We start from the raw sequence: 26879 nt of genomic DNA on the forward strand, positions 1-26879 counted from the left end.
CCGGGCCTCCGCCCCGCAGGCCCACCCCCACCCCCGCCCCGCCCCGCCCCGCTCCGCGATCTTGCACTTTCGGTGGCGACATAACCCATCCAAGGGCGCGAATCGTCGACACAAAGTGCAAGATCGCGGGCGAGGCGGCCGGGGCGATGGCGTACGGGGCGTCGAGCGGGTAGAAACGGGGTCAGAGAGCGCTCTCACTGTCGAGCGCGCCCATGGTCCGCCCAGTCGATAGGACGAACCACATGACGAGCCCGTCCCGACGTACCTTCACCCTTGCCCTGCTGGTGACCGCCGCCGTCACCGTGAGCGGCACCGCGGCCAGCGCCGGCCGCCCGACGCACAGCGCACCCGATTTCGGGCCGAACGTGACCATCTTCGACCCGTCCATGCCGGTCGGGGAGATCCAGCAGACCCTCGACGCCGCGCACGCCCGCCAGGTCGACAACGAGATGGGCACCGAGCGGCACGCGTACCTCTTCACGCCGGGCAGCTACGGCACGGCCGAGCAGCCGTTGCAGACGAAGGTCGGCTACTACACCGAGGTCGCCGGCCTCGGCGCGTCCCCCACCGACGTCGCCGTCAACGGCAAGATCGAGGTCTACAACCGTTGCCTCGCCGGCGGCGGCACCGGCAACTGCCTCGCGCTTGTCAACTTCTGGCGCACCCTGTCGAACCTGTCGCTCACCGTCAACGCCGCCGGCCAGGACGGCTGCCGCTCGACGGCGAACTTCTGGGCGGTGTCCCAGGCGGTCTCGATGCGCCGGCTCAACATCACCGGCGGCGGATTGTCCCTGATGGACTACTGCACGGCCGGTCCGCAGTACGCCAGCGGCGGCTTCATCGCCGACTCCCGGCTGCCGGCCACCACCAACGGCTCGCAGCAGCAGTGGCTCACCCGCAACAGCGAGGTCGCCGGGTGGTCCAACGCGGTGTGGAACCAGGTGTTCGCGGGCGTCGAGGGCGCCCCGGACGACGCGACCTTCCCCGACCCGCCGTACACCACCCTCGACACGACCCCGGTGAGCCGGGAGAAGCCGTACCTGTTCGTGGACGCCAAGGGCCACTACAACGTGCGGGTGCCGGCGGCGCAGCGCGACAGCCGGGGCGTCTCGTGGGCGAACGGCATGACCCCCGGACGGACCATCGGCATCGACGACTTCTTCATCGCGAAGCCGTCCGACCCGGTCCGATTGATCAACGCGCAGCTCGCGCGCGGCAAGCACCTGCTGCTCACCCCCGGCGTCTACGACATCGCCCGCAGCATCGAGATCCGGCGGGCCAACACGGTGGTGCTCGGCATCGGCCACGCCACCCTCACGGCCGTGAACGGCGCGGTCCCGCTGGACGTCGCCGGAGTGTCCGGTGTCATCGTCGCGGGCGTCACGATCGACGCCGGCACGGTCGAGTCGCCGGTGCTGCTGCGGGTGGGCCGGCAGCACGGCCACGACGCCAGCAGCGCGGCCAACCCCACCACGCTGTCCGACGTGTACTTCCGGGTCGGCGGCCCGCACATCGGCCGGACGAACACCGCGCTGGAGGTCAACAGCGACAACGTGCTCATCGACCACACCTGGGTGTGGCGCGGCGACCACGGCGTCGAGGGCTTCACCGAGGGCGTCAACGGTGACACCGACCGGTGGCGCACCAACACCGGTCGGTACGGCGCGGTCATCAACGGCGACCACGTGACCGCCACCGGCCTCTTCGTCGAGCACTTCCAGCGCTACAACACCGTCTGGAACGGCGAGCACGGCACCACGGTCCTCTACCAGAACGAGCTGCCGTACGACCCGCCGACGCAGGCCGACTGGATGAACGGCCCGGTCGAGGGCTACGCCGGCTACAAGGTCGGCGACCGGGTACGCCACCACGACCTCTACGGCGGCGGGGTGTACGTGTTCAACCAGAACAACCCGTCGATCCACACCGAGAACGGGTTCGAGGTGCCGAACCGGCCGGGTGTGCGGCTGCACCACATCATGACCGTCAACCTGAGCGCCGGCACGATCGACCACGTCGTCAACGGCGTCGGCGACGCGGCCGACATGACGAAGGTCGGCGTGCCGGTCTACCTCGCGCAGTACCCGGCTTCGTAGCGTCCCGACGGGGGCCGGAGCCGAGGCGCTTCCGGTCCCCGTCGGTGCGTCGCGGCAGGCCGAGGGTCGTTGTCAGGTCCGGGACGAGCCCACAGCCGGCCCGTAGTCCGGCAGCGCCGGGGTCCGGGGCTGTAGGCGACCTTCCACCCCCGCCAGCGCGCCAAGAACCGGCAGTCGGGCCATCGTGTTGCGCGCCCAGATGCCGGGGCGGCTTTTCGGGGCGAGCAGGCCGAGAAACAGGTTCGACTGATGCCGCTCCACCGTCTTGCGATAGCCCTGCTCGTACCGGTGAAACGCGACCCGATGATCCCCGGCGGCCGACGAGAGTTCTCCGGCGAGGCGGTAGGCGCCGACGAGCGACAGCGTCGCCCCGGCACCCGCCGCCGGTGACGCGCAGTGGGCGGCGTCCCCGGCGAGCACCACCCGCCCCGACGACCACGACGGCATCCGCACCTGGCTCAGCGAATCGAAGTAGAAGTCGGGATCGGCGAGCGCTCCCGCCAGCAGCTCCGGCACGAGCCACGGAACATCCGTGAACGCCTCGGTGAGCAACCGCTTCTGCCGCTCGACGTCCCGGTGGTCGTACGTCAGGGGCCTGCTGCGGAACATGAAGTGGACCTTCGCGCCGGGATGGTTGCCGGAGCGGTAGATCGAGACGGCCCGGCCCGGCAGGTTGTAGAGCGTCACCCACCGCTTCTCGCCCAGCCCGGGGTCGGCCTCGGCGAATGCGAAGTGGTGGCCCAGGTAGGTGAGGAATCCCGACTCCGGGCCGAAGGCCAGACGCCGCACGGTGGAGTGGGTGCCGTCGGCGCCCACCACCAGGTCGAAGCGCCGGGTCGGCCCGCGCTCGAAGGTGACCGTGACTCCATCGTCGTCCTGGTCCATCCGCCGGATGGAGTCGTCGAAGACGTACTCGACGTCGTTCCTCGTCGCCTCGTGCAGGATCGCGGCAAGGTCGCCCCGCATGATCTCGACATCGGCGTCGCCGGCTCGACGTTGGATGGCCCGCAGGTCGAGGCGCGCCACACTCCGGTTGGCCCCGTCCACGAACGACAGGCCGACGACGTCCGCCGCCGCCGCGCGGACCAGCGGCAGGATGCCCATCCGCTCGGCGACGTGTACGGCCTGCCCGCGTACGTCGACGCCGTTGCCGCCCTCGCGCAGCCGGGGCGCACGCTCGACCACGGTGGGAGAGAACCCGAACCGGGCCAACCAGAACGCGAGGGCCGGCCCGGCGATACTGGCTCCGGAGATGAGAATCCGCCGGTTCATCGGCTCCTGCTCTCTGGGCTGTGGAGGGGTACGCGGACGGGTTTGCGCCGTCCGGGCGGGTCTCGTAGGCTAAGTGAAATGCTCGTTCCACTTGACGATATGGAATGGACGTTTCAGATGTCAACCCCTTCCGAGAGCGGTGTGCCTCGACGTAGGACGGACGCCGTCCGCAACCGCCACCTCGTGCTGGAGGCGACCAAGGCGCTCCTCGCCGAGGGGGGCAACGCCATCACCGTCACCGTGATCTCGCAGCGGGCGGGCGTCGGTGCCGCCACCGTCGTTCGCACCTTCGGCAGCAAGGAGGCGCTCGTCGACGCTGCCGTGGCCGACCTGCTCGAACCGCTCATCCGACGAGGTCGGGCCGCGCTGTCCGAGCCGGACGCCGAGCAGGCTCTTCGCGGGTTCCTGGTCGAGGCGATGGCGTTCCAGTCCGCTCACTGGGTCATGGGCGAGCGGCTCGGGGTGATGGAGTTGCCCGCCACCGCGGCACGGCGGGCGGCACTCGACCGGGTCGGGCTCGATCTGATCGCCAGGGCCCGCGACGACGGGGTGATCCGTACCGACCTCGACGTGGCTGTCGTCGCCGTGCTGATCAACGAGTTGACCTACGCGATCGCGCGGTCGGCGTCCGCCTCACAAAGTCTCTCCGAGGCCTATCTCGCGGTGATCCTGGACGGGCTCCGACCGCAGCCGGAGCAGCCCTGAACCCGGCTCCGGGTGGCCGCGCCGTCGCGCGCCCTCCGACCCTTCCGCCGGACTGACTCAAAATTTCATCGATCAGTCGTACTCTTGCGGGGTGGCATTCGATGCTGCCACGATGGCCGTCAATGCCTTCCGTCCCGAAGGAGTGGTCGTCATGGCGGTAACCCGCCGCAGGTTCGTCACGTCCGTGTTGGCGGGCTCCGCCCTCGCCGCCGCCTCCACCACGAAGCTCCTCGCCAGCCCCGCCCAGGCCGCCAGCCCTCCCGGCGACGTGGTCGGCAAGGTCACCGTCGGCTACCAGGGCTGGTTCAGCGCACCCGGCGACTCCGCGCCGATCGGCGGCTGGTGGCACTGGAGCCGCGACCGGTTCCAGCCGCCGTCGCCCAGCAACACCACGATCGTGTCCTGGCCGGACATGCGCGAGTACACGCGCAGCTATCCCACCGCGTACCCGAACCTCGGCAACGGATCGCCGGCCACCCTCTTCTCCTCCTACGACCAGCAGACCGTGGACACCCACTTCCGCTGGATGCAGGAGTACGGCTGCGACACCGCCGCCCTGCAACGCTTCAACCCGACGGGCGACGAGGGGCCGACCCGCGACGCCATGACGCTCAAGGTCCGCGCGGCGGCCGAGCGCTACAACCGCAAGTTCTACATCATGTACGACGTCACCGACTGGCTCACCATGCAGACGGACATCAAGACCGACTGGCTGAACAAGATGTCGACGAACACCGCGTCCAGCGCGTACGCCCGCCAGAACGGCAAGCCCGTCGTCTGCATCTGGGGCTTCGGCTTCAGCGAATCCAGCCGCCCCTTCACCCCCGGGCCCTGCCTGGAGGTCATCAACTGGTTCAAGGCGCAGGGCTGCTACGTCATCGGCGGCGTACCCACCTGGTGGCGGGAGGGTCGGGAGGACTCCCGCTCCGGCTTCCTCGACGTCTACCACGCCTTCAACGCGATCTCGCCGTGGATGGTCTACCGGACCGACACTCTCGAAGGCCTCGACTCGTACTACAACAACGTCAACGTCGGCGACATGGCCGACTGCGCGGCGCGCGGCATCGACTACCTGCCCTGCGTGATGCCCGGCGACCTGGCCGGTGGGCACCGCCGCCACGGCGACTTCTACTGGCGGCACATCTACAACATGGTCCGGCTCGGCTCCCAGGGCCTCTACGTGTCCATGTTCGACGAGTACAACGAGGGCAACCAGATCGCCAAGACCTCCGAGACGCAGGCCACCACCCCGGCCGGCGCGAACATCCGCGCCCTGGACGAGGACGGCGTCGCCTGCTCGTCGGACTACTACCTGCGCATCACCGGCGACGGCGGCCGGATGCTCAAGGGCCAGCTCGCCCTCACCGCGACCCGACCCACCCCGCCCATGGTCGGCACCCCGCCCCCGACCAGCGGCGACCTCGCGGCCGGCCGATCCACCTCGGCCAGCAGCCAGAACGGATCCTTCGTGGCCGCGAACGCGGTGGACTCCGACGCCGGCAGCTACTGGGAGAGCGGCGGCGGCTCCTTCCCGCACTGGTGGCAGGTCGACCTGGGCGCCAGCCAGCAGGTCAGCCGGCTCGTGGTGCGGCTCCCCGCCGGCTGGGAGGCGCGGACCCAGACCATCACCGTGCAGGGCAGCGTCGACGGCAGCTCCTTCTCGACCATCGCCGGGGCCTCGGCGTTCGCCTTCGACCCGGCGACCGGCAACACCGTCAGCCGCACGCTGACGACCACCACGGCCCGCCACGTCCGGCTGAGCATCGCCGGCAACACCGGCTGGCCGGCGGGCCAGCTCGCCAAGGTCGAGGTGTACGGATCCAGCAGCACCACGGACAACCCGCCGACCGCCCCGAGCAATCTTGCGGTGACCGCTAAGACGTCGAGCAGCGTGTCCCTGGCCTGGACGGCGTCGACCGACGACAAGGGGGTGACCGGTTACCAGGTACGCCAGGGCGGCACGGTCGTCGCCACGGTCACGGGCACCACGGCGACCGTGAGCGGCCTGGCAGCGTCCACCTCGTACACCTTCACGGTCGTGGCGCGCGATGCCGGCGGCAACACCTCTGCCGCGTCGAACGCCGTCACCGTGACCACCGACGCCGCCGCCAACTCCGACCTGGCCCGCGGCCGGTCCACCTCGGAGAGCAGCCACGTGCAGAGCTACAGCTCGGGCAACGTGGTCGACGGCGACGCCAACAGCTACTGGGAGAGCGCCAACAACGCCTTCCCCCAGTGGGTGCAGGTCGACCTGGGCGCTGCGCGCACGGTCGGACGGGTGGTGCTGAAGCTGCCGCCGTCGTCGGCCTGGGGTGCTCGGACGCAGACGGTCGCCGTTGCCGGCAGCACGGACGGTTCGAGCTTCGGGACGCTCGTTGGGGCGGCGGGGCGGACGTTCGATCCTTCGACGGGCAACTCGGTGTCGCTGACGTTCAGTGCCGCGCAGGCTCGTTATGTGCGGATCACCGTTACCGGTAACACCGGCTGGCCGGCCGGGCAGCTGGCGGCACTGGAGGTGTACGCGAGCTGACCGGACGTGGGGCGGCCGCCGGACGCCGACCGGCGGCCGCCCCTCCCGTCGAGCACCCAGGATCTAACGGTGCTGGTCGATGTTTGACACAAGCTCGGTGATGACAAATCGCGGTAGCTCAAGTTCGGCCGGTGGCGCGATTCTGAACGTCCCACCCCCCAACGCCTGCGGCGTCCATCCAGCGCCGAGGGCGAAGTGGACAAGATCGCGTACATCCTCGGCTGTCGGGTAGGGATACGTCTCCCCTCTGTCGTGCACGTCCGTCTGGACGTACCTACCGTTAGAGGCAACGGTGGGCCGCTCGGCCAAGTCGACCTGTAGGGCGCGCCCGGTCTCTCCAGCACCCCACACGCGAAGCCTTATGCAGCGGTAAAGACGACCGTCCGGGCCATATGCGGACCGCATGTCGGCGTGCCAGGTGAACTCCGACCGTCGATGTGGAGCATGCGCAGCCTCGACCCCATCCGCCCATCTTTCCAGCCAGGTGGTCACCGCACGAGCCCCGCAGCGCTTGACGCCGCGAATAGCTTTGAGCGCAAGGTAGGCGGAAGGTGACGCATGGTGGATCTTCTAGCGAACGGCTTGACCGCTCTTGTGGCCCTGCTATCCGTAGCCCTTGGCGGCTACCTCTCCACCCGGGCTCAACGCAGACACTGGGATCGAGATCACCTTCGCCATTGGCGTGATATCCGGCTTAGCGCCTTCGACGACTTCCTGTCAGCCTTTCGCTCCTACATTGCCTTTGCCTTGAACCCGAGTGCCAAGATAGACGCCGTGCCGGACGCGTACTCGCCGGGGCACTTAATGCCGATATTTGATAACGAAGGCACCGATTACAAAGAACGAATGGAAGCCGCCAAGACCAAGGTGCGCCTCGTCGCTCAGTCTCAGGAGACCTTGGACGCGCTCGCTCAAGCAGTCCAGCAAGCGCGTCAACTGGCCGCTGATCGTGCGAGCAGCGGCGTGGGCGACATCGCGCAGGAGCGCATCAAGAAGGTATGGACAGCTGAACACGCCTTCTTGGCCGCCGCGCGGTTAGAGCTCTCGCTGCCGCCCGTCAGCTTTCCGGCATACGCATCGCCGCAGCCAACAGGTGTAGGTCTAGTTCCGCAATCGCCGTTGCAGTCGTCCTCGTCGCACAGCGCTGAAGTGCAGCCACCGACCCGACCGCTCGATGTTCGGGCCAGCCAGCAGAGGGCTGGCGAGCTGTCTACCGAGCCGTAGGCGAGCGCCTCGCCGGAATCCTTTCTCGGAATTCGCGGGCGCAGGCGTCGTGCGGGTATTCGCCCTCATCGACGTAGCCCTAACCACCGGAGAAGGCCCAGTGGTCGCGGTAGTTCGGTTCGGCGCGCAGCACGTCGACCTCCGGGTTGGTGATGAACGCCGCTGCGGCGTCGTGAAAGGAAGGCAGGTTTGGGTACCAGGTGGGGGGCTCCCTCCAAGTCGCCTCGGTGGCGCTGGCGGCCGGTTCTAGCTGGGCTCGGGCTTTAGAATTCGCGCGTGGGTCCTCCCTCCCAACTGGCCGCGGCAACCTCACAACGTCATCTGAGAAACGCGATACCCCGACGCTGGCTGCACGTGCAGGCGGTGGCGGCCAAAGCCAAGCAGCTTGCGCACCTGGTCGGGGACGATGCGGAGTTGCTGTCGGCGGCGGCGTGGCTGCATGACATCGGGTACGCCCCTGACGTCGCCGACACGGGCTTCCACGCATTGGACGGCGGGCGGTGGCTTCAGCGTCACGGCTTCGCAGGTCGCGTCGCTGCTCTGGTCGCCCATCACTCCTGCGCTGTTTACGAAGCAGAGGAGCGTGGTCTGCGGCAGGCTCTGGTTAGCGAGTTCCCGCGTGAGGAGTCAGCCACTTCGGATGCTCTCTGGTACGCGGACATGACGACTGGGCCGGACGGCCAGGATCTCAGCGTCGATGAGAGGCTGGCAGAGATCCGGCAGCGCTATGGGCCGGATGACGTGGTGACTCGGTTCTGGCAGAAGGCTGAGCCTATGCTCCTAGGCGCCATACGCAGGACTCAGCATCGCATTTCCGCTCATCCGATGTGACGGTCGCGGCGCTGACCGAAGGCGTGATCAAACTGATGTCAATCCTGCTGGGAAGGCCGTGTGCGTTTGGCTATAGCTCGGGCGACGATGGCGGCGGTACTGTCCGAAGTGGCAGTTACCAAGGTCGGCCCAGCCTGTAATCCGTAGGGAGCAATGATGCCGGAGTCCGCCTCGTCTTTCGCCGAACGGCTCCGCGCTTTGATCACGAATCGTGGGATCAGCTATCGCGCGTTGGCGCGCCAGACCTTCTACAGCAAGAGCTACCTGCATGACCTGGCTTGCGGTCGGAAGATGCCGGCCCTGAACACTGCTCAGCGCCTGGACACTGCCTTGGCGGCGGGCGGGACGCTGGTCGCGCTCGCTCCGGTCCCTGGTGTCGACGAGGAGCGCACGGCCAGCGGTGGGGCGCAATCTTTGCGGTGCGACGCGGAACGGCTCGCCGGACTGCTCGTAACGCAGACGCCCACGACCGAGAACGCTGCCGCGCTGGCCCATCAGTGGTTGATCACTGAGCCACCTCAGCGGTATGAGCTGAGCGCGGGCCGCCGGGTCGGGGACGAGACGGTGGCTCGGATCGAGGACCGGGTTCGTCAGCTCCGACGGCTGGACGACCACGTGGGTGGTGCCGAGACCTACGCGATGGTTTCTGCCGAGTTGGCCGCCACCGCCGACCTGCTTCGCGAGGGTAGCTATCGAGAAGCCGTGAGTCGGCGGCTGCTCGTCGTCATCGCCGATCTGTGTCAGTTGGCGGGATTCGTCGCCGAGGATTCTGGCCGGGTCGCTGAGGCTCGCCATTATTACCTGACCGGGATGCGCGCAGCACACACTGGCGGCGACGCTGCGAGTGCGGCCAACTGTCTCAGTAGCCTCTCCTACCTTGAGGCGAATCTTGGCGACCGACGCGAGGCGGCCACGTTGGCTCGATCGGCCTACGTGGGTGGCAAGCACGCGGCCGAGGCCACCGGCCAAGCTCTGCTGCTTGAGCGCGTTGCCTGGGCCCACGCCCGCATGGGCGAGGCAAGTCTCGCCGAGCGGGCCCTGGGCAACGTCGCGGAGATTTATCAGCACGTCGACCTGGGCGATGCGCCTCCCTGGGCGTACTGGCTGACCCAGGATGAGGTTCAGGTAATGGCGGGGCGTGTGTGGACTGAATTGCGCCGACCGCTCAGAGCGGTACCCATCTTGGAAGACGCCGTCCGTCGCTACGGCGACGACTCGCCCCGCGAGACCTCCTTGTATCTCGGTTGGCTCACCCAAGCGCTGCTGCAAGCCGGGGAGGTTGAGCAGGCCGTCGCCGTCGCCGTGGCCGGACGTTCCGCGACTCTCGCGCGCTCGGCGCGGTCGCAACGTGCCGTTGACCGTGTCGCCGAGCTGCGTCACATGATCGCCGCTGTCGAGGGCAGAACGAGCGCTGCTGACGAGTTCCTAGAGCTGTCCGCTGGCATGTCCGCCGATCCAGGCGGACACCTCGAAGGACAGTAGCGGACGCGATCCGTCTGGATCGCAATCAATGATCGTCACAGGCTGTCACCTAGGCATCGCTGAGTGGTTGCCCGATCGGGCGCGGCGAGCCGGGCGCGGCGGCCAACTCCGTCATGTGCACGTCGCGCCCCGACCCGTGAGGTGGGGGAATGAGCGGCAGGCATCATGGGCAAGGCGACGAGACGGCGAGCAAGGGTGAACAGGCTGAGGCGGCCGAGCGGGAGGCTGCCAAGCAGCGCATCCTGGCTCAGGCCGAGGCCGAACGCGTGCCCGTGGACGACACGACCCGTGCGGTCCCCGACCGGCGGTGGCGGCGTGAGCAGCGATGACCTCCCCATCGGCCGACGCGTCGCCGGCTGGCGGGTGCGGCGGTCGATGACCCAGCAGATGCTGGCCGACCGCCTGCGCAGGTCGAAGAGCTGGGTCGACAAGATCGAACGCGGCGTTCGCCCCCTGGACCGGTACTCGGTCATCCAGGAACTCTCCCGCGTCCTGCGGGTCGACCCGGAGGTGCTGCTCGGCCAACCGCCCAGCACCCCGGCGAGCACCCCGGACGGCGTGGACGACATCCGGGCCGCGCTCGCCCGCTATGACACCCCGCCGACCTCACCACACCTGCACGAGCTGCGGCGTCAGGTCGGGCATGCCTGGTTGACGTACCAGCACGCGCACTACCCGCAGTTGGTGCGGGCGGTGCCGAGCCTGCTCGACGCCGCCCAGGGCGCGCGGTCGCCGGAGGTGCTGGTACAGGCGTACCGGATCACCGCGCTGCTGCTGATCAAACTCGGCGAGGCTGACCTCGCCTGGCTCGCCGCCGACCGGGCCATGGGCGCTGCCCAAGACGACCCAGTCCTGGCGGCAACAGCGGCAGTCGCGGTCGCCCAGGCCCTACGCGCGTCGGGCCGCGACCGACTCGCCCTGTCGGCGACCCTCACAGCGGCCGACCGAACTCTGCCACCGACACTCCGCCCCGGTGATCAAGAGGTTTGCGGCACGTTTGGAGATCAAAGTCGACGCAAACCTCTTGATCACCGGGGACAGGGCGAGCACGCGGGGCCGGGCGACCGTCGTGGGTGGGCGGTGGGTGGGACCCTGCTGGTCCAGGCCGCCCTCGCGGCCGCCGGCTGCGGCGAGCACCGCCGGGCCACCGAGCTGATCGACCGGGCTGCGGGCACTGCCGCCAACCTCCGGGGGTACGACGAACCGCACTCCATCGGCTTCGGGACGGTCGCCGTGGAGATGGCGCGGGTGCTCGTCGCGGCGCAGCGGGGTGACGTCGACGGCGCACTGACACGGCATGTGAGCGTCGTTCGGCGGGAGGGGTGGCGGCGGTTGCCGGCCGAGTGTCGGGGTGCCTACCTGCTCGACGCCGCGCGGGTGTACCTGCATGCCGGTGACCTGCGTGGGGCGGCGCGGGCCCTGGTCGACGCGGACAGTGTCGCGCCGGCCGAGGTTCGGGGGCGGCCTCTGGCGCGTACTCTCATCGCTGAGGTTGCGCGTGCCAAGCCGGCGCCGGCGGGCGTGGCGCGGCTGGCGACGCTGGTTGGGCTTATTCGGCCGCCGGACGCCGACCGGCGGCCGCCACCCACCGCGCTCTCGTAGGCCGACGCTTGTGCTGGTCACCGATACGGATGCCTCACTGTGGAGCGGCCGCCCGTCACGCGGCGGTGAGACAACGCCAAGCCCAAAGACCTTCAGCGGTGCGCACTCTGCTGAGACTGCCTCTTCGACGTGCTCCACATCCTCGTCATCAACGATGCCAACGCGGATGGCACAGTCACCCGATCCGGCTCAGCGCGTCTCGCTGTGGGTCGTGCTGAGCCTCGCGCAGGCCAGCACGGTCAGGGCGGCTCCGAGCAGCAGCGCCGCGACGGCGACGGCGGTCTCAACGTCGGGCCCGGTCTCGACCGCCACGGACACACTGACGCCCGGCTGGTGGAAGGCGTCGCTGCCGCGCGGCTCCGGCCGACTCCGCAAGGCATCGTCCACCGCGAGCCAGGCCACCGCGGCCAGCAGCGTGGCACCTATTACGGCGATCGGGCCGGTGTCATGGCGCCGGACCGCGCGGCTCACGACCCAGGCATACCCCCCGAGCACGAGCAACACCGCCACGGCCACATTGGTGAACGAGCCGAGCAGGGCGGTCAGCCCCGACGGGAGGAGGGCGACGAATGCCAGGGTGACCAGCGTGAGCACGCCCACGGCCGGCGCGGCCCGGCCGATCCGGCGTAGCCGATCCCGCGGCAGCCGCCCGACAGCGATGCCGAAGCAGGCGCAGGCCAGGATCAGACAACTTGCCACGGCCAGCTGTCGCAGGAACTGCGTCCGCTGCCGTACCGGGTCGGTCACCAGCGCGATCAGCTCGCTCGCGCTCGGCGGAGCGTCGGCGAATGACGAGGCCGCCCATCCCCACATCTGCACGACGCCCGCGAGGGTGAGGAGAAGCAGGCCACCCTGCAGCAGCAGACGTGTCGACCGAGGCACCGCGGGACCGGTCACCGCGGGGTGGACGGCAAGAACGCTCAGCACGACGACGACGCCGGCCCCGGTCGCCCAGGGGGATCCGAACAGCGCGCCCACGACGGCGAGCAGCGCGGCCCCGACGAGCAGCAGAAGCTGCTTCGCTGAAGGCATCCGCACAGGTTATACAGGCGGATCCCAGACGTGGCGCCCGCGGCTGGAACCGAGTCGATTTTCCGGAATGCCGGCACGCTGGCGTGTGGCAGGAACGGGCGGCACGCCAGTGGCCCGGAACGTTGTCGACCCGGGCCACGGGCGTGCTCTCTGGTGTCGTCGCCGCCTGGCTTACGCCCAGACGACGGATCCGGACTGCGGCCGCCGAGGCGGCGGCACTGTCACCACCAGGTTGCGGTGCAGCCGCCCTTTGCTGCGGCGTTGCCCTCGCACAGCTTGACCTCAACGGAGGTGTTCGCCTCTACCGTCACGTACTCTGCGCTCCCCCGGGGAACGCCCGACGGCGGGATGTAGCGCACCCCGGAGGGTGTGCGTACGGCGAGGACGGCGGAGTAGAACGGACTGCTCGTGTTGGTGACTACCTTGGCCTTGAGGGTCCACCGGCCGTCCGGAAGCTGGTACTTCGTCACGTAGGCATTAGCGCCGGCCCGTGCGGTGGCGACCGTCTTGGTCCCCGTGTAGACGGGGGCGCCCGGTCCGAAGCCGGTCAGGTAGTAGCTGTTGGCGACGTTCCAGTGGCTGGCCAAGTAGGTGCCGGCCGCCGGGGCGTAGTTGAAGTAGTCGTCATTGTTGCAGTCGATGATGTCGCCGACCGCGCTCGGGCACTCGTTCTTCAGGCCTCCCGACGGCAGCCCGCCGTCGTCGTAGCAGAGGATGTCCTGGTCGTCCCAGCAGTGACCGAACGCGGTGGCATGCGGTGCGCTCGCCTGGACCGCGCCCATCGCGTGCAGCAGTTCGTGCCCGGCGTTGTTCCAGGCCCAGCAGCCCTCGTCGATCATCGCCCAGCCGGGCCCGGAGTTGTAGGGACTGCCCGAGCTCGGGCTGTCGCTGCCACCGGCGTCGTTCCAGCCCAACCCGCACTCGTGGGTGCCCTGGTAGAACGTGAGGTAGATCCGGTCAGTCCGGTTGTAGCCGCGAGCCTTCATCGCGGCGGCCACCTTCTCGGGGTTGTTGATCTCGCTGGCCGGCACCTCGACATACGCGACAATCGGGTTGCAGGCAACAGAATGGACGAAAATGACGTGGCGCACACCGCCGCCGCGCTGTGCGGCCTCCAGATATGCCGCGTCGATCTTCGTCGCCCAATCCTGGATTTTCGGATCCATCTCGGGATAGCGGTTGGTGCCGCCGGTCGGGCGGACGTACACGAGTTGGACCCGGCGCCCGCTGACACCATCGCCGACACACACCACTGTGGACGCGGCGTTTGCCGGATTGGCTGGCAGAACCACGACCGGTGTCGCAAGTGCGGCGATCAACCCAATCGCCACCGCTGACCGGCGGAGCCGGCCCCATTTCTCCTTCAGCACAAAGCCTCCCTACATCACTCGCGCTGGCCTGCCCAACGCGATCGGAGCCCCGCAGTTTCCAGACCAGGAACAGCGGTAAGGACTGCGGGTTGGTCATGCTCTGATCCGGCCCGTAGCGTGCCGTTTTCTTCGGTGACGGTCGATGCTCAGGCGGTGGGGTCATCAAGGGCGGATGGACCGGCTACGGCGGTTGGCAGGTGCGGTAATCCGGCCGCGTGGTCAGTCAGTGTGTGCAGCCAACTGCCCTCCGGTGCCAACCTCCGAAAACACGTCCTGAGTCGCGGTAGAACCGCGCGCGTGGTGCTCCCGAGCACCACGCCGCGTAAGTGTTCTGGCGGTAAGCCTGGCCGGCGACGGGTGATGCGGGGAAGGGTCTGAGCTGTCCGGAACAGTCCCGAACACGTCGCCTCGACGACTACCTGCGGCCATGAGCGTCCATCGCCGATGCCATCAGTGTGTACGGGGAGTGACTGAGCGGCAGGGCGCTGATCGCGCCATCGGTAGTTCGTGTGTTGACGCGGTCGGAGATCTGCTGAAGTTCCACGGTCATCTCCATGCCGTGATCAAGAACTGTTGGGAATCCTGCCGCGAAGTCCGGCGTATGTTTCCTATGAATCGGGCGACGATGGCGGCGTTACTGTCCAAAGTGGCAGTTCCCAAGGTCGGCCTTGCCCGTGCAGCCTCGCCGGGAGCAGCGTCGAGCGTGGGCGGTGGGTGGAACGTTGGTGGTCCAGGCCGCCCTCGCTGCCGCGGGCTGCGGCGAGCACCGCCGCGCCGCCGAGCTGATCGACCGGGCCGTCGGCGTTGCCGCCGACCTCAGGGGGTACGACGACCTGCATGGCACCAGCTTCGGGCCGGTCACCGTGGAGATGGCGCGGGTGCTCCTCGCGGCGCAGCGGGGTGACACCGACGGCGCACTGGCCCGGCATGTGACGGTCGTTCGACGGGAGGTGTGGCGGCGGCTGCCGGCCGAGTATCAGGGCGCCTACCTGCGCGGGGCGGCGCTGGCGTTGGTCGACGCGGACAGTGTCGCGCCGGCTGAGGTTCGGGGGCGGTTCTGGTGTGTACTCGCATCGCTGATCTTGCCCGTACGAAGCCGGCACCGCCCGGCCTGGCACGACTGGCGACGCTCCTCGGCCTCACTCGCTAACGATGGAGCCGAGGTTGGTGAAGATCAACTCTGCCGACGAGGCAGCGGGTCCAGCCGGGAAGGACAATCTGAAGTTTGCCCGCCAGCCGCGATTGGTGTGGCGGAGTGTGGCGTTCCATCTACGCGGTAGGCTGCGTCCGTGACTGACCGGCACTCGCTGTTTCTCCGCAGGCTCGCGGTGGAGAATTTTCGCAGCCTGCGGGCGGTCGAGGTTCACCTCGCTCCGCTGAACGTCCTAGTCGGACCCAACGGAGCGGGCAAGTCGAACTTGCTCGACGTGATCGCGTTCCTCGGCGACGCTACTCGGGGCGATCTGGAACCTGCTCTCGCGAAGCGTGGGGGTTTCGCACGGCTTCATTTCCGCGGGGACCCCGACGCCAACAGCCCGGTCCGAATCGAGGTGGAGACGACCAGCGGACCCACGGGTGAAGGGGCCAACGCCTACGCGCTCTCCTTCACCTCCGTCCGGTCACCCGTTGACCCCCGTCGCTCGACCATCCGACGGAAGGAAGACTTCTGGCTGACCGAGGGAACGGGGGAGGCTCGGCACATCAGTATTACCGGAGGACGTATCCAGTTCCATGGTGCCGACGCGGACAGCGTGAACGTTCGGGAGGAGTCGCTAGGCCTGTCCCTGCTGCCTCGGCTCAGCCCCGAGCGTGGCGGCGAGCGGGTGGAAGCTCTCGCCGACCTATTTGCCAGTTTCCGCGTTTTCGATGTAGATGTCGCAGCCGCGCGTCAACCAGCGCAGGAGGAAATCAGCGACCGGCTGTCCGACGATGCGAGCAATCTCGCCGCGTTCTTGTTCTACCTCGCCCGGAACCACCCCGACCGCTTTGCCGAGCTACACCGTGACGTGCGCGCCTTCATCCCCGGCGTGGAGAGCCTGGAGTTCACACCCATTGGCGGGGCCGGTAGCGGAGTCGTGCTCAATTTGGTTGAGGCGGGGCTACGTGGGTCCACCCGGTTGCGGGAGGCGTCCTTCGGCTCGATTCGTGCTCTGGCACTCCTGGCGCTGCTGTATGACCCGGCGCCACCGCAGCTCACTTGCATTGAGGAAATCGACCACGGACTGCACCCGCACATCCTGGACCGCATAGTGGAGTTGCTGCGACAAGCCTCTGACCAGACGCAGTTTCTAATCGCCACGCACTCACCGGCGCTGGTCAACCGGCTCAAGCCAGATGAGCTCATCGTCTGCGAGCGGGGCGAGGACTCCTCGTCCCACATCCCGGCCATCGACCCCGACACCGTTCGAGCGATGGAGCGGGAACTGCGGGGTGAGATTGGTTTGGGCGAGCTATGGTTCTCCGGCGCGCTCGGTGGGGGCCTGGAATGAAGCAGCGACCGCGTCCGGTTGTCGTCGTACTCGGTGAGGATGACAACGACCGGCAGGCGATCCGCATCCTCGTGGCCGCACTCCGTCGCGACATCGGGCGGGGTGGTCTGAAGCCGCTGCGAGTTCCTCCTGCGCTGGTGCGCAATGTACCGCCGGACCGGCTACCAAGACATGCTGAAAAGGTCCGGGGCGTGCTCAAGGCCTTCGCGGTCTCGACGCCCATCCGCGCTGTCCTCATGCACGAGGACGCCGACGAGGTCGAGCCGGCCCATGAGGCGGTCGGCCGAAAGATCGAGCAAACTTTTCGCTCGCTGCCCTGGCCGGTGTATCCGGTCGTGCCAGCGTGGGAGATCGAGACCTGGTGGTTCCTCTTCCCCGAAGCGGTCCGTCAGGTCTGCGCAGGGTGGCGGCCACTCTCGTCGTACGAGGGCAGGGACGTCGGCCAGATCCGCGACGCCAAGCAGGAGTTGACACGTGCGCTCACCCCGGCGGGCGCGAGGAAGTCGACATTCCGTACCTACTGCGAGGCAGATAGCGTGCAGATCGCCGATCGGATCGTTGCTCTCGGACAGCTCGCACCACCCTGGTTCGCCCGCAGCAAGAGCTGGCTCGCCTTCCTCGACGTTGTTGACTCCCTGTAGGCGAGTCTGTTATCCGACATAGCGTCGCGCTCATTCAAGGACGCCCCTAGTGTGCCGTGGGACTGGGGCCACGCGATGAGTAGAGGTGACGGATGACGGAGTCGACCGAGATGGTTGATGAGGAGTTGGCTGACCACGAGATCGCGACGGAGGAGCCGGACTCCTCGGGCCACTCAAGCGGCGTCGAGGAAGAAAACATCGTCGACGGCGAGGACCACGACTCCGACCACTTCATCCGGGCTCCGTTCGATCCCGAGCTGATCGACGTAATAACCAAGAACACAACGGTGGACCTCCTGCTGTCCCGCATCCGCACTCACCGGGTCGACCTGCAACCCGACTTCCAGCGCCAAGCTGGAATCTGGCGAAGCAAACAGAAGAGCCGCCTCATCGAATCGCTGTTGCTGCGGATTCCCCTGCCGACCTTCTACGCGGCGGAGAATGATGACGAGGTCTGGGCAATGGTCGACGGCATTCAGCGGCTTACGACGATCGCCGAGTTCATCGAGCCCGAGGCGATCGGTGCCGAACCTCTGCGCCTGCGTGACCTGGAATACCTCGGCCACGACTACGACCAGGCGACGTTCGCCGACCTGCCCGACCGGCTCCAGGAGCGGCTGCGGGAGACCGAGCTGATCGTTCATGTCATTCGCCGGGACACTCCCGAGGAAGTCAAGTTCAACATCTTCGCTCGGCTCAATACCGGTGGACTACCGCTGACGCGTCAGGAACTGCGACACGCCCTGATGCCGGGTGCTGGGCGCGACATCCTCCGACAGTGGGCGGACTCCGAGTTGTTCAAGGAGGCGACCGGCTACGGCGTGCGCAGCGACCGGATGGCTGATCGGGAGATGATCCTACGGTTCCTCGCGTTCCGGCTAACGGATCCATTCACCTACAGCGAGGACGATTTCGACGCTTTCCTGCGTAAGTCCATGCGAACGCTCGATCGGCTGGGCCCGACAGAGGTTCAGGTGCTGCGGGAAGAGTTCGATAAGGCCTTGAATGCTGCGTATGATATCTTCGGTGGCTGGGCCTTCCGTAAGGTCGATCGCAAGGGCGGTAGCCGGCGATTCCCCATCAATAAGGCGTTGTTCGAGGCCATCGCGGTCAACCTCGCCACCCTTGGTGATCCGGAGATCGCCGTCCTTGTCAAGCGCTACCGGCGGGTCGAAAAGCAATTCCTCAGCCTCATGTCGGACGTCGACTTCATGTCGGCTATCTCGCAGGGCACGGGTGATCCGGCGAAAGTTCGGCGCAGATTCTCCGCTATTGATGAGATGTTCCGGACAGCCGGCGCGTAGTCGAGTAGGGCGTTACCCGATGACGGACGCACGCCTACGCGGGTCGTCCGTGGGGTTTATGGTCGAAGGGCTCACCCTGGTCGGTTAACCAATCAGCACGCGCGCTAGGCGCGCAGTTGGTTCGGGTGTCGCGCCGGGTGAGGTTCGGGGGCGGCCTCTGGCGCATACTCTCATCGCCGAGGTTGCCCGTGCCATGCCGGCGCCGGCCGGCGTGGCGCGGCTGGCGACGCTGGTGGGGCTTATTCGGCGACGGACGCGCGGCGGCGCACGTCGTCGGTGGGGTTGATGGTGCGGACCGGGTTCGGCGTTGGGCCGCGTCGCCGCCACTCGCGGGGGTAGCCGAGCGACACCTCCTCGAAGCGGACGCCGTCGTAGAAGGTCGTGCGGGGGATACGCAGGTGCCCGTAGGTCATCGTGAACGCGCCGACGCTCGCGCGACCAGGCGAGCGTGGCATCGTGTCCAAGGGTGTGCTTGATTGTTGTTGATCGATCGGCGTGCCGCTGCCGGTAGCAGGAGGACCGCCCCGTTCCTCACCGTAGGACTCCGGCAGTGCACCTGGTGGTGACGGTCTGGAGGGCGTCGAGGTCGTGGCGCAGGTGCGCCACGCGGGCTTCGGCCTCGGCGACCAGCGAGTCGGAGACCCGCGCCCAGTCCTGCGCCGACGGCTTCTCGGGTAAAGCCTGGAAGATGGTGGCGATCTCCCGAACTGTCAGCCCGACCCGCTGAGCGAGTCGGGCGAACCGGATGCGACAGGCCGCGTTCTCGTCGAACCGGCGCTGGTTTCCAGTGGTTCGGCGCGCTTGGATCAGACCTTGTTCTTCGTAGAAGCGCACCGCCGACGGAGCGACGTGGCTCGCGTGTGCAACGTCTTTGACGGTGAACACGAAAGATGTCGGGGCCTGCGGACTGACGGTCATGTCCCCAACATGCTGCAACACCCTCTTGACTTCAACAGTCCTTGAACCCCCAGCATCAGCCGTATGCAGATCCCAGGAAGCAGTGATGCCCCGATGCAGGCCGACGCCAACCAGGTGGCCGCGTACTGGACGCGGTTGGCGTACGAATCCATCGTCCGGTTCACCCGGGACGAGCAGGCCAAGCGCGGCTTCACGCAGCCGCAGTTCTGGATCCTGCGCCACCTGTCTCCTCACGACCTCGCGCCTCATGACGGCGCAACCAGGACCATTTCCCAACTTCAGCAAGCCATGACCGAGTACATCCGCCCCGACGACGACCTCGCGAGCGAAGCCGAGGTGCTCGTCAGCCGAGGATGGGTCCACGCGGATGACGACGGCAACCTACGACTCACCGACGCCGGCGAGGCAGCTCGACTGCAGATGGGGCAGTCAGCTCCCGAGATCCGTTCGCTGATCCATCGAGGTATCGATGACGCGGACTACGTCGCGGCGCTGACGGTGCTGCAGAAACTCATCGCCAACACCACCCCGGTGCCAGAGGCGGAAGCCTGAGACTTGCGTGAGAAGTACTCGGGCCTGCCCTGGCCATCGCGCCGGCTGAGGTTCGGGGGCGGCCTCTGGCGCGTACCCTCATCGCCGATGTCGCCCGTGCCAAGCCGGCGCCGGCCGGCGTGGCGCGGCTGGCGACGCTGGTGGGGCTTACCCGGTGACGGATTCGCGGCGGCGTACGTCGTCGGCGGGGTTGATGGTGCGGACCGGGTTCGGGACCGGGCCGCGTCGCCGCCACTCGCGGGGGTAGCCGAGCGACACCTCCTCGAAGCGCACGCCGTCGTAGAAGGTCGTGCGGGGGATGTGCAGGTGCCCGTAGACCATCGTGGACGCGCCGAAGCGCAGGTGCCAGTCGCGGGTGCGGACGGTGCCGCACCACTGGGCGAACTCCGGGAACCACAGGATGTCGGTGGGTTCGCGCACCAGCGGGTAGTGGTTGACCAGCACGGTCGGCAGGTCCGGGTCGCGGTCGGTGAGCCGGCGCTCGGTCTCGGTGACGCGGGCGTCGCACCAGGCCTCGCGGCTCGGGTACGGGTCGGGGTGCAGCAGCGCCTCGTCCGTGCAAACCACGCCGGCCGCGTACGCGATGTCCAGCGACTCCTGTTTGGTGCTCGCCTGGGGCACCCGGAACGTGTAGTCGTAGAGCACGAAGAGCGGGGCGATGGTGGCGGGGCCGCCCTCGCCGTCCCAGACCGGATACGGGTCCTCGGGCGTGACGACGCCCAGGCGGCGGCACATCGCCACCAGCTCGCGGTAGCGGGTCTCGCCGCGCAGATGCTGGGGGTCGCCGGGCGGCGTCCACAGCTCGTGGTTGCCCGGTGCCCAGACGACCTTCGCGAAGCGGCTACTCAGCAGCTCGAGCGCCCACTCGATGTCGGCGAACCGGTCGGCCACGTCGCCGGCGACGAGCAGCCAGTCGCCGGGGTGGTCCGGGCGCAGGTCTTCGACGAAGGCGCGGTTCTCCGCGTAGCTGATGTGCAGGTCGCTGACGGCCCGCAGCCGGGGGGAAGCGCTCACGCCTTGAGGCTAGGCGGCGGTGGCCCGATCGGCACACTCCGATCCGCTCGTGTTCTCCTCCGCTCGCCGTGGGCTACCACGGGACGTGCCGGCTGGCCGGCATATCCGGTGACCCGGCGGGAAAGCGCGGGGCGTCCGAGAGCCCGAAACCGGAGCAGGAGACGAAACATGCCTTTCATCACCGTGGGGACGGAAAACTCCGCACCCATCGACCTGTACTACGAGGACCACGGTTCCGGTAAGCCGGTGGTGCTGATCCACGGCTTCCCGTTCAACGGGGCAACGTGGGAGAAGGAGACCAGGGCGCTGCTGAACGCCGGATACCGGACGATCACCTACGACCGTCGCGGTTACGGAAACTCGGCGCAGCCGGCGTTCGGGTACGACTACAACACGTTCGCGGCGGATCTCGACGTGCTGATGACCGAGCTGGACCTCAGCGACGTGACCCTGGTGGGGCACTCGATGGGCACCGGCGAGGTGATTCGCTACCTGGGCAACTACGGTTCCCAGCGGGTGAGCCGGGCCGTGGTGCTGAGCCCGCTGCAACCGATGCTGGCCAAGGCGGACGACAACCCCGAGGGCGTCGACCGGAAGCTCTTCAAGGGCTTCCAGGACGCCATCATCAAGGACCGCTTCGCCTACCTGACGTCCTTCTGCGACGCGTTCTTCAACCCGGACCAGAACATGGGCAAGCGGGTCAGCGAAGAGGCGTACCGGGCGCACTGGCAGATCGGTGCGATGGCCTCCGGCAAGGCCACCCACGACAGTGTGGACTCCTGGCAGGAGGACTTCCGCCAGGACCTGCCGAAGATCGACATTCCGGTGTTGATCGTGCAGGGTGACCAGGACCGGGTGCTGCCGTACCCGGTGACCGGTCAGCGGCTCGGCCCGATGATGCCGACCGGCACGCTCGTCACGCTCAAGGGCGCGCCGCACGGTATCCCGTGGACGCACGCCGACGAGGTCAACAAGGCGATCATGGACTTCATGAAGCAGCCCGCCAAGGCGCGCGCCTGAACCGAATCGGTAGCCGATCGGACGCCAGCGCCGTAACGGCGCTGTGGCACCCGGCCCCAGGGTTTCGCACCGGGGCCGGGTGTCGGCGTCGGTCACGCCCGGATCAGCGTCACCAGCCCCGCCGCCACCAGCACGCCGGCCCAGAGTCGGTCGACGTTGAACCACGCCTTGCGGAGCACCCCCACCCCGAGCACCTCGTAGACCAGCACCGCCACGACCAGGGCGGTGCCGAACATCGCCACGGTGTGCACGCCCGCGGCGGCCAACCCGGGCAGCGCGCCCATCGGCGCGGCGGCCAGGTGCCCGGAATGGCCCCCGGACACCGGCTCGGCCACCAGCACCGGCAGCAGCATCAGCCCCGCGCCGTGCGCCGACGACATGAGGAACGACCAGCCGGCGAGCTGTGCCGCCGACAGGCGCATGCCCGCCCAGCGGAAGTGCCGCTCGGAGAGCAGCCGCCACAGTCCGAAGCCGACCAGCAGCACCCCGCCGACCACCGTCAGGACGGTGCTCGCCGTCACCGAGCGGGTCGCCGTGACCAGGGCGGCGACGATCCCCACCGAGGCCAGGTGCCCGGCCGCGATCGGTGGCAGGGCCCCCAGCAGCGCCGAACGGCTGCGCTCCTGAAGGCCCCGCGCCACCGCGAACAGCCAGCCCATCGCCGGGTTCAGTCCGTGGAACGCGCCGAGCGCGGCGAGCGTCACCAGGGTCCCGACGGTCACGGGAAGCAGTACGAGTCGGAGGACGCGTCCCCGCCCTGTAGGCGCGTCTGGTGCACGCGCAGCCCCCGGAACTCGTCGCCGTGCGGAAAGAACCGCTCGTCGGGGGTGAGCCCGCCGGCTTCGACGTCCACGTCGAGCTTGGCGAGCCACGCGCCCACCCCGTCGGGGTAGAACTGGTCGTCCCACGCGCCGTAGAGGGAGTTGCTGACGTAGACCCGCCGGCCGTCCCGGCTCACCTCCACCATCTGCGGGCCGCCCGCGAGGGCCTCGTCCGGGGCGGACGGGTGAGCGGTACGACGGACGATGCCGCCGAGGTGCACCGAGCCGGTCTGCACCGGGTGCAGCGGGTCGCTGACGTCGTACTGGCGTAGCTCGCCGGTGCCCCAGCACGACACGTAGAGGAACCGGTCGTCGACGGACAGGTCGATGTCGGTCACCAGTGGCGGCACCGCGCCGAACGGCTTGAGCAGGTCGGGCAGGTCCGCCGGGTCGGCCGGCTCGGCCGGGATGTCGATCACCTTGGTGACCGCCCAGGCGTCCCCGTCGCGGTGCCACAGCCACACCGAGGCGGACAGGTCCTCGACGCTGATCACCACCCCCACGAACCCGTACGACTTCGTCGGATCGTGCGCCGGGCGCAGCTCCAGCGGCATCTGGTACTGATCGCCCAGGTCGACCCGCTGCACGTGCCGGCGCTTGGCGAGATCCCAGAAGTGGATGGCGTGACCGTAGCGGCGGCCCAGCAGCAGCTCCCCGATGATGCCGTCCTCGATCATCGACGGGGTGCCCCACTCGCTGGTGACCAGCACGTCCTGGTTGAGGTGCCACCACACGTCGTACGCGAGGAACTGCGGCCCCCGGTCGGCCTCCCACGCCCCGCGTACCTCGAAGGTGGTGTGGTCGAGGATCGCGACGCCACCCGGACCCTCCTCGCCGTCCGCGCCGCCGAGCGCGGACAGGTAGATGCCGTCCGGGCCACAGTGCACCGTGTGCGGCCGGGAGTAGCCGGCCCGTTTCGCCAGCTCCTCCGGGCCGATCACCTTGACCACCTGCGGCTGGCGGGGATCGGGTTGGGTGTCGATCACGTGGATACGCGAGGAGCGCAGGCCCGGCACGATCAGGTAGCGCCGCTCCACGTGCGGGTGCGGGGCGGTCGGGCAGAGCGCGCTGCTGCACGCGTTCCAGCCGAAGTGGTGCAGCTCGTCGCCGAGGTGCGGCAGGTCGGTCCAGCCGACCACCCGGCCGTAGTCGGGGGAGTCCGGGTCCGTGTCGAGCACCACGATGGCGTCCGGGCGGCTCGCCGTACGGTCGAAGGCCGCCACGTAGGCGAGCTTCTCGGCCGGCGCGGTGGCCGCCTCGCGGGGTGACGGGTAGAAGGTGGGGTCGGGCGTCCAGCGGGTCATCGCATCTCCGCTTCGTCAGGTGGTGGGCCTCAGGTGGTGGGAACGCCGAGCCGGTCGAGCAGGAGACGGCGCAGCGCGCCGAAGCCCGGGTCGTCCGGCGTGCGGGTGGGGGCCAGGTCGACGGGCAGGTCCGCGGCGATGCGTCCCTCGTCGAGGAGTAGGATCCGATCGGCGAGCAGCAGCGCCTCCTCCACGTCGTGGGTGACCAGCAGGGCGGCGAAGCCGTGTTCGGCGCGCAGCCGGCGCAGCAGCACCTGCATCCGCAGCCGGGTGAGCGCGTCGAGAGCGCCGAACGGCTCGTCGAGCAGCAGCAGGTCCGGTTCGCGGACCAGCGCCCGGGCGACGGCGACCCGCTGTGCCTGCCCGCCGGACAGCTCGGCCGGCCAGGCCCGGTGCCGCTCGGCCAACCCGACCTCGGTCAACGCCCGCTCGATGCGGCCGGCGGTGTCCGGGCCGGTCAGGCCGAGCCCGACGTTGGCCGCCACCCGCTTCCAGGGCAGGAGCCGGTGCTCCTGGAAGACCACGGCGGCGGTGCCGTGCACGGCGGTCTCACCTGTCGCCTCACCGTCCAGGCCGGCGAGGATGCGCAGGAGAGTGCTCTTGCCCGAACCGCTGCCGCCGAGCAGGGCCACGACTTCGCCCCGGGCGATGCGCAGGTCGACCCCGGCCAGCACGACCGTCGGCCCGAAGGACCGGCGGATCGCAGTCGCGGTCAGCACCGGGGTCGCGCCGATCAGGTGGCTCGCAGTCCGCGTCGCCATGTCAACATCCTCCTCTCCGCCACGCGTAGGGCAAGGTCGGATATCAGCCCGAGCAGCGCGTAGACGAGCAGGCCGAGGAGCACCACGTCGGTCTGGCTGAACTCGCGGGCCTCCATCATCAGGAAGCCGATGCCGGTCTGGGCGTTGACCTGTTCGCCGACCACGAGGCTGAGCCAGGCCGCGCCGATCGCGAGGCGCAGGCCGAGAAAGAGCGACGGCAGCGCCCCGGGCAGCACCACGTGACGCAGCCGGGCGGCCGGCCCGAGCCCGCAGGCCCGGGCGGCCTCCACCAGCCGCTCGTCGATGTCCCGAATGCCGGCGTACGTGTTGAAGTAGACGGGGAAGAACGCGCCGAGCGCCACCAGGCTGATCTTCAGCGACTCGCCGATGCCGACCCAGATGATCAGCAGGGGCACCAGGCCCAGGTGCGGCAACATGCGGGCCATCTGCACCGGCGGGTCGACGAGATCGTCGCCGAGGCGCAACAACCCGGCCACCGTGCCCAGGAGGAGTGCCAGCACGCCGCCGATGAGCAGCCCCGCGCCGGCCCGGGTGAGGGAGTCCACCAGGTGCACGGCGAGCGTGCCGTCGCGGGACAGTCGCCAGCCGGTCGCGAGGATGTCGCTGGGAGCGGGCAGCTTCTCCGGCGCCAGCACGCCGGTCCGGGCCGCCAGCTCCCAGCCCAGCACCAGCGCGACCGGGCTGAGCAGCCGCCGCCACCGCCGGGTCCGCCGGGGGCGCGCTTCGGGCGTCGCCTCGGCCGCCACCTCCGGCGGCGTCTCCAGCAGAGGGGTACGACTCACTGGAACACCGCGCTGAACCGGTCGTCCACCCGGCTCCTGATGTCGACCGGTCCCGGGATGAGGTCCAGCGCGATGAAGCTGTCGGTGATCGCCTGGAGTTCGTCGCCGATGGCCGGGCTGACCGGGGCGAGCGGCCTGGCGCTGCGGGCCAGGGCGCGGCTGGTCACGTCCTCCGGAATCTTCAACTCCGGCGCGAGGGTGCGGGCCCGCTCCTGCGGGTTGGCGATGCCCCAGTCGGTCACCTCGCGGTACTTCTGCAGGAACGCCCGGACGTCGTCCGTGCGCCTGGTGACCGCGTCGGGGGCGGCCAGCACGTACTCGCGGTTGCTGGCCAGGCCGGTCGCGTCGGCGAGCACCCGTACGCCCGGCTGCTCGGCCAGGGCGAAGTACGGGTCCCAGATCACCCACGCGTCGACCTGCCCGCTGTCGAAGGCGGGCCGTCCCTCGGCCGGCTTGAGGTACTTCACGTTGATGTCGCGCAGCGTCATCCTGTTGGCCTCCAGCAGCCGGACCAGCAGCCAGTGCACGTTGGAGCCCTTGTTGAGGGCGACCGTCCGGCCCTTGAGGTCGGCGAAGCTGCGGTAGCCGCTGTCGGCCTTGACCAGCACGGCCTCACCCTGCGGGATCGGCGCGGAGGTGCCGATGATGGAGAACGGGATCTTGCCGGCGGCGGCGAAGACCGGCGGGGCCTCGCCCACCTGTCCGATGTCGATCGACCCGGCCTTGAGCGCCTCGGTGAGCGCCGGCCCGCTCTCGAACAGCGACCACTCGACGTCGGCGGCCGCGCCGCGCGCCTTGACCAGGCTGAGCCCGCCGAAGCGCTGGTAGCCGATCCGCAGCTTGCCCCCGTCGTCACCGGCGTCGGCGGACCCGCCGCAGGCGCTCACGCCGCCCGCAGCGAGCAGGACGAGGGCGGTGAACGCCGCTGTGAGCAGGGGACGAACAGGTGAGGGGGTACGCATGGCGGCTCCTTGACATGAGCGGATGAGCCGGGCCGCGTCGACCGGCGTGGGCGGTAGCCTACTAACCCGATAGGTTTTATGGGTAGGCTGTCGGCGGGTTCGTCCCACCCCTCAGGAGCGCCGCGCGCACACACGGAAAGAGTCCC

At 68.8% G+C, this 26879-nt stretch carries 24 protein-coding genes and 1 pseudogene; 14 read left to right on the plus strand and 11 right to left on the minus strand.

What is annotated here, in order from left to right; all coding sequences use genetic code 11:
• Positions 1 to 242: 242 nt before the first annotated feature.
• A complete protein-coding gene (locus tag AB0I89_RS00150) occupies positions 243 to 2096 on the plus strand; it encodes an adenylyl cyclase (RefSeq protein ID WP_357117586.1) in 1854 nt (617 codons plus the stop codon).
• A gap of 72 nt (positions 2097 to 2168) precedes the next feature.
• On the opposite strand, the gene AB0I89_RS00155 is transcribed toward AB0I89_RS00150, so the two are convergent.
• Positions 2169 to 3368 (minus strand): FAD-dependent monooxygenase, encoded by a 1200-nt coding sequence (locus AB0I89_RS00155; RefSeq protein ID WP_357117588.1) that lies wholly within the window; start codon positions 3366 to 3368, stop codon positions 2169 to 2171.
• Positions 3369 to 3485: 117 nt separating this feature from the next.
• Between AB0I89_RS00155 and AB0I89_RS00160 the strand changes: the two genes are divergently transcribed.
• The 7 genes from AB0I89_RS00160 (at position 3486) to AB0I89_RS00190 (ending at position 11742) form a co-directional block, all read left to right on the plus strand.
• The gene (locus AB0I89_RS00160) at positions 3486 to 4073 is read left to right on the plus strand and encodes a TetR/AcrR family transcriptional regulator (protein ID WP_357117591.1); all 588 of its coding nucleotides are present in this window, start codon (positions 3486 to 3488) and stop codon (positions 4071 to 4073) included.
• Positions 4074 to 4224: 151 nt separating this feature from the next.
• Positions 4225 to 6603 (plus strand): discoidin domain-containing protein, encoded by a 2379-nt coding sequence (locus AB0I89_RS00165; protein WP_357117594.1) that lies wholly within the window; start codon positions 4225 to 4227, stop codon positions 6601 to 6603.
• A gap of 558 nt (positions 6604 to 7161) precedes the next feature.
• Positions 7162 to 7827, plus strand: coding sequence for a hypothetical protein (locus tag AB0I89_RS00170; protein ID WP_357117597.1), 666 nt, complete (start codon positions 7162 to 7164; stop codon positions 7825 to 7827).
• 276 nt (positions 7828 to 8103) lie between these two features.
• Entirely contained in the window at positions 8104 to 8658 is a 555-nt protein-coding gene (locus tag AB0I89_RS00175) for an HDIG domain-containing metalloprotein (RefSeq protein ID WP_357117600.1), read from the plus strand.
• A gap of 156 nt (positions 8659 to 8814) precedes the next feature.
• Positions 8815 to 10140, plus strand: coding sequence for a helix-turn-helix transcriptional regulator (locus tag AB0I89_RS00180; RefSeq protein ID WP_357117603.1), 1326 nt, complete (start codon positions 8815 to 8817; stop codon positions 10138 to 10140).
• Between the two features lie 149 nt (positions 10141 to 10289).
• On the plus strand, positions 10290 to 10469 hold the full coding sequence (locus AB0I89_RS00185; RefSeq protein WP_357117606.1) for a hypothetical protein: 180 nt from the start codon (positions 10290 to 10292) through the stop codon (positions 10467 to 10469).
• Positions 10456 to 11742 (plus strand): helix-turn-helix domain-containing protein, encoded by a 1287-nt coding sequence (locus AB0I89_RS00190; RefSeq protein ID WP_357117609.1) that lies wholly within the window; start codon positions 10456 to 10458, stop codon positions 11740 to 11742. Before AB0I89_RS00185 ends, AB0I89_RS00190 begins: the two co-directional genes overlap by 14 nt.
• 189 nt (positions 11743 to 11931) lie before the next feature.
• On the opposite strand, the gene AB0I89_RS00195 is transcribed toward AB0I89_RS00190, so the two are convergent.
• Entirely contained in the window at positions 11932 to 12774 is an 843-nt protein-coding gene (locus AB0I89_RS00195; RefSeq protein ID WP_357117612.1) for a hypothetical protein, read from the minus strand.
• Positions 12775 to 12995: 221 nt separating this feature from the next.
• Entirely contained in the window at positions 12996 to 13982 is a 987-nt protein-coding gene (locus AB0I89_RS00200; RefSeq protein ID WP_357117615.1) for a hypothetical protein, read from the minus strand.
• 836 nt (positions 13983 to 14818) lie between these two features.
• Between AB0I89_RS00200 and AB0I89_RS00205 the strand changes: the two genes are divergently transcribed.
• The 4 genes from AB0I89_RS00205 (at position 14819) to AB0I89_RS00220 (ending at position 18578) form a co-directional block, all read left to right on the plus strand.
• Complete coding sequence (locus AB0I89_RS00205; protein ID WP_357117618.1) at positions 14819 to 15424, plus strand: hypothetical protein; 606 nt, start codon at positions 14819 to 14821, stop codon at positions 15422 to 15424.
• 9 nt (positions 15425 to 15433) lie between these two features.
• Entirely contained in the window at positions 15434 to 16633 is a 1200-nt protein-coding gene (locus AB0I89_RS00210) for an AAA family ATPase (protein WP_357117621.1), read from the plus strand.
• Positions 16630 to 17274, plus strand: a complete 645-nt coding sequence (locus tag AB0I89_RS00215) for a hypothetical protein (protein ID WP_357117625.1) — start codon at positions 16630 to 16632, stop codon at positions 17272 to 17274. Before AB0I89_RS00210 ends, AB0I89_RS00215 begins: the two co-directional genes overlap by 4 nt.
• Positions 17275 to 17366: 92 nt before the next feature.
• Entirely contained in the window at positions 17367 to 18578 is a 1212-nt protein-coding gene (locus AB0I89_RS00220; RefSeq protein WP_357117628.1) for a DUF262 domain-containing protein, read from the plus strand.
• A 239-nt stretch (positions 18579 to 18817) separates the two neighbouring features.
• Here the strand turns inward: AB0I89_RS00220 and AB0I89_RS00225 are convergent.
• Together AB0I89_RS00225 and AB0I89_RS00230 are read right to left on the minus strand one after the other, a co-directional pair.
• A pseudogene (locus AB0I89_RS00225) lies at positions 18818 to 18991 on the minus strand (metallophosphoesterase); the annotation flags it as partial.
• 118 nt (positions 18992 to 19109) lie between these two features.
• Positions 19110 to 19496, minus strand: coding sequence for a MerR family transcriptional regulator (locus AB0I89_RS00230; RefSeq protein WP_357117631.1), 387 nt, complete (start codon positions 19494 to 19496; stop codon positions 19110 to 19112).
• Between the two features lie 63 nt (positions 19497 to 19559).
• On the opposite strand from AB0I89_RS00230, the gene AB0I89_RS00235 reads away from it, so the two are divergent.
• Positions 19560 to 20048: a MarR family transcriptional regulator gene (locus AB0I89_RS00235; protein ID WP_357117633.1), complete on the plus strand. Its 489-nt coding sequence runs from the start codon at positions 19560 to 19562 to the stop codon at positions 20046 to 20048.
• A 147-nt stretch (positions 20049 to 20195) separates the two neighbouring features.
• Here AB0I89_RS00235 and AB0I89_RS00240 read toward each other — a convergent pair whose 3' ends face one another.
• Positions 20196 to 21062, minus strand: a complete 867-nt coding sequence (locus tag AB0I89_RS00240) for a metallophosphoesterase (protein ID WP_357117636.1) — start codon at positions 21060 to 21062, stop codon at positions 20196 to 20198.
• 168 nt (positions 21063 to 21230) lie between these two features.
• Between AB0I89_RS00240 and AB0I89_RS00245 the strand changes: the two genes are divergently transcribed.
• Positions 21231 to 22082: an alpha/beta hydrolase gene (locus AB0I89_RS00245; protein ID WP_357117639.1), complete on the plus strand. Its 852-nt coding sequence runs from the start codon at positions 21231 to 21233 to the stop codon at positions 22080 to 22082.
• Positions 22083 to 22174: 92 nt separating this feature from the next.
• On the opposite strand, the gene AB0I89_RS00250 is transcribed toward AB0I89_RS00245, so the two are convergent.
• From AB0I89_RS00250 to AB0I89_RS00270, 5 genes are read right to left on the minus strand one after another with little or no spacing between them, the layout of a single operon-like run.
• Complete coding sequence (locus AB0I89_RS00250) at positions 22175 to 22804, minus strand: hypothetical protein (protein WP_357117643.1); 630 nt, start codon at positions 22802 to 22804, stop codon at positions 22175 to 22177.
• Entirely contained in the window at positions 22801 to 24207 is a 1407-nt protein-coding gene (locus AB0I89_RS00255) for a selenium-binding family protein (protein ID WP_357117646.1), read from the minus strand. Before AB0I89_RS00255 ends, AB0I89_RS00250 begins: the two co-directional genes overlap by 4 nt.
• Before the next feature lie 29 nt (positions 24208 to 24236).
• The gene (locus tag AB0I89_RS00260; protein ID WP_357117649.1) at positions 24237 to 24968 is read right to left on the minus strand and encodes an ABC transporter ATP-binding protein; all 732 of its coding nucleotides are present in this window, start codon (positions 24966 to 24968) and stop codon (positions 24237 to 24239) included.
• Entirely contained in the window at positions 24941 to 25771 is an 831-nt protein-coding gene (locus AB0I89_RS00265; RefSeq protein ID WP_357117652.1) for an ABC transporter permease, read from the minus strand. Before AB0I89_RS00265 ends, AB0I89_RS00260 begins: the two co-directional genes overlap by 28 nt.
• Complete coding sequence (locus AB0I89_RS00270; protein ID WP_357117655.1) at positions 25768 to 26733, minus strand: aliphatic sulfonate ABC transporter substrate-binding protein; 966 nt, start codon at positions 26731 to 26733, stop codon at positions 25768 to 25770. Before AB0I89_RS00270 ends, AB0I89_RS00265 begins: the two co-directional genes overlap by 4 nt.
• Positions 26734 to 26879 lie beyond the last annotated feature (146 nt).

Origin of the sequence: Micromonospora sp. NPDC049801 (assembly GCF_040656575.1) — a bacterium.
Lineage (GTDB): Bacteria > Actinomycetota > Actinomycetes > Mycobacteriales > Micromonosporaceae > Micromonospora.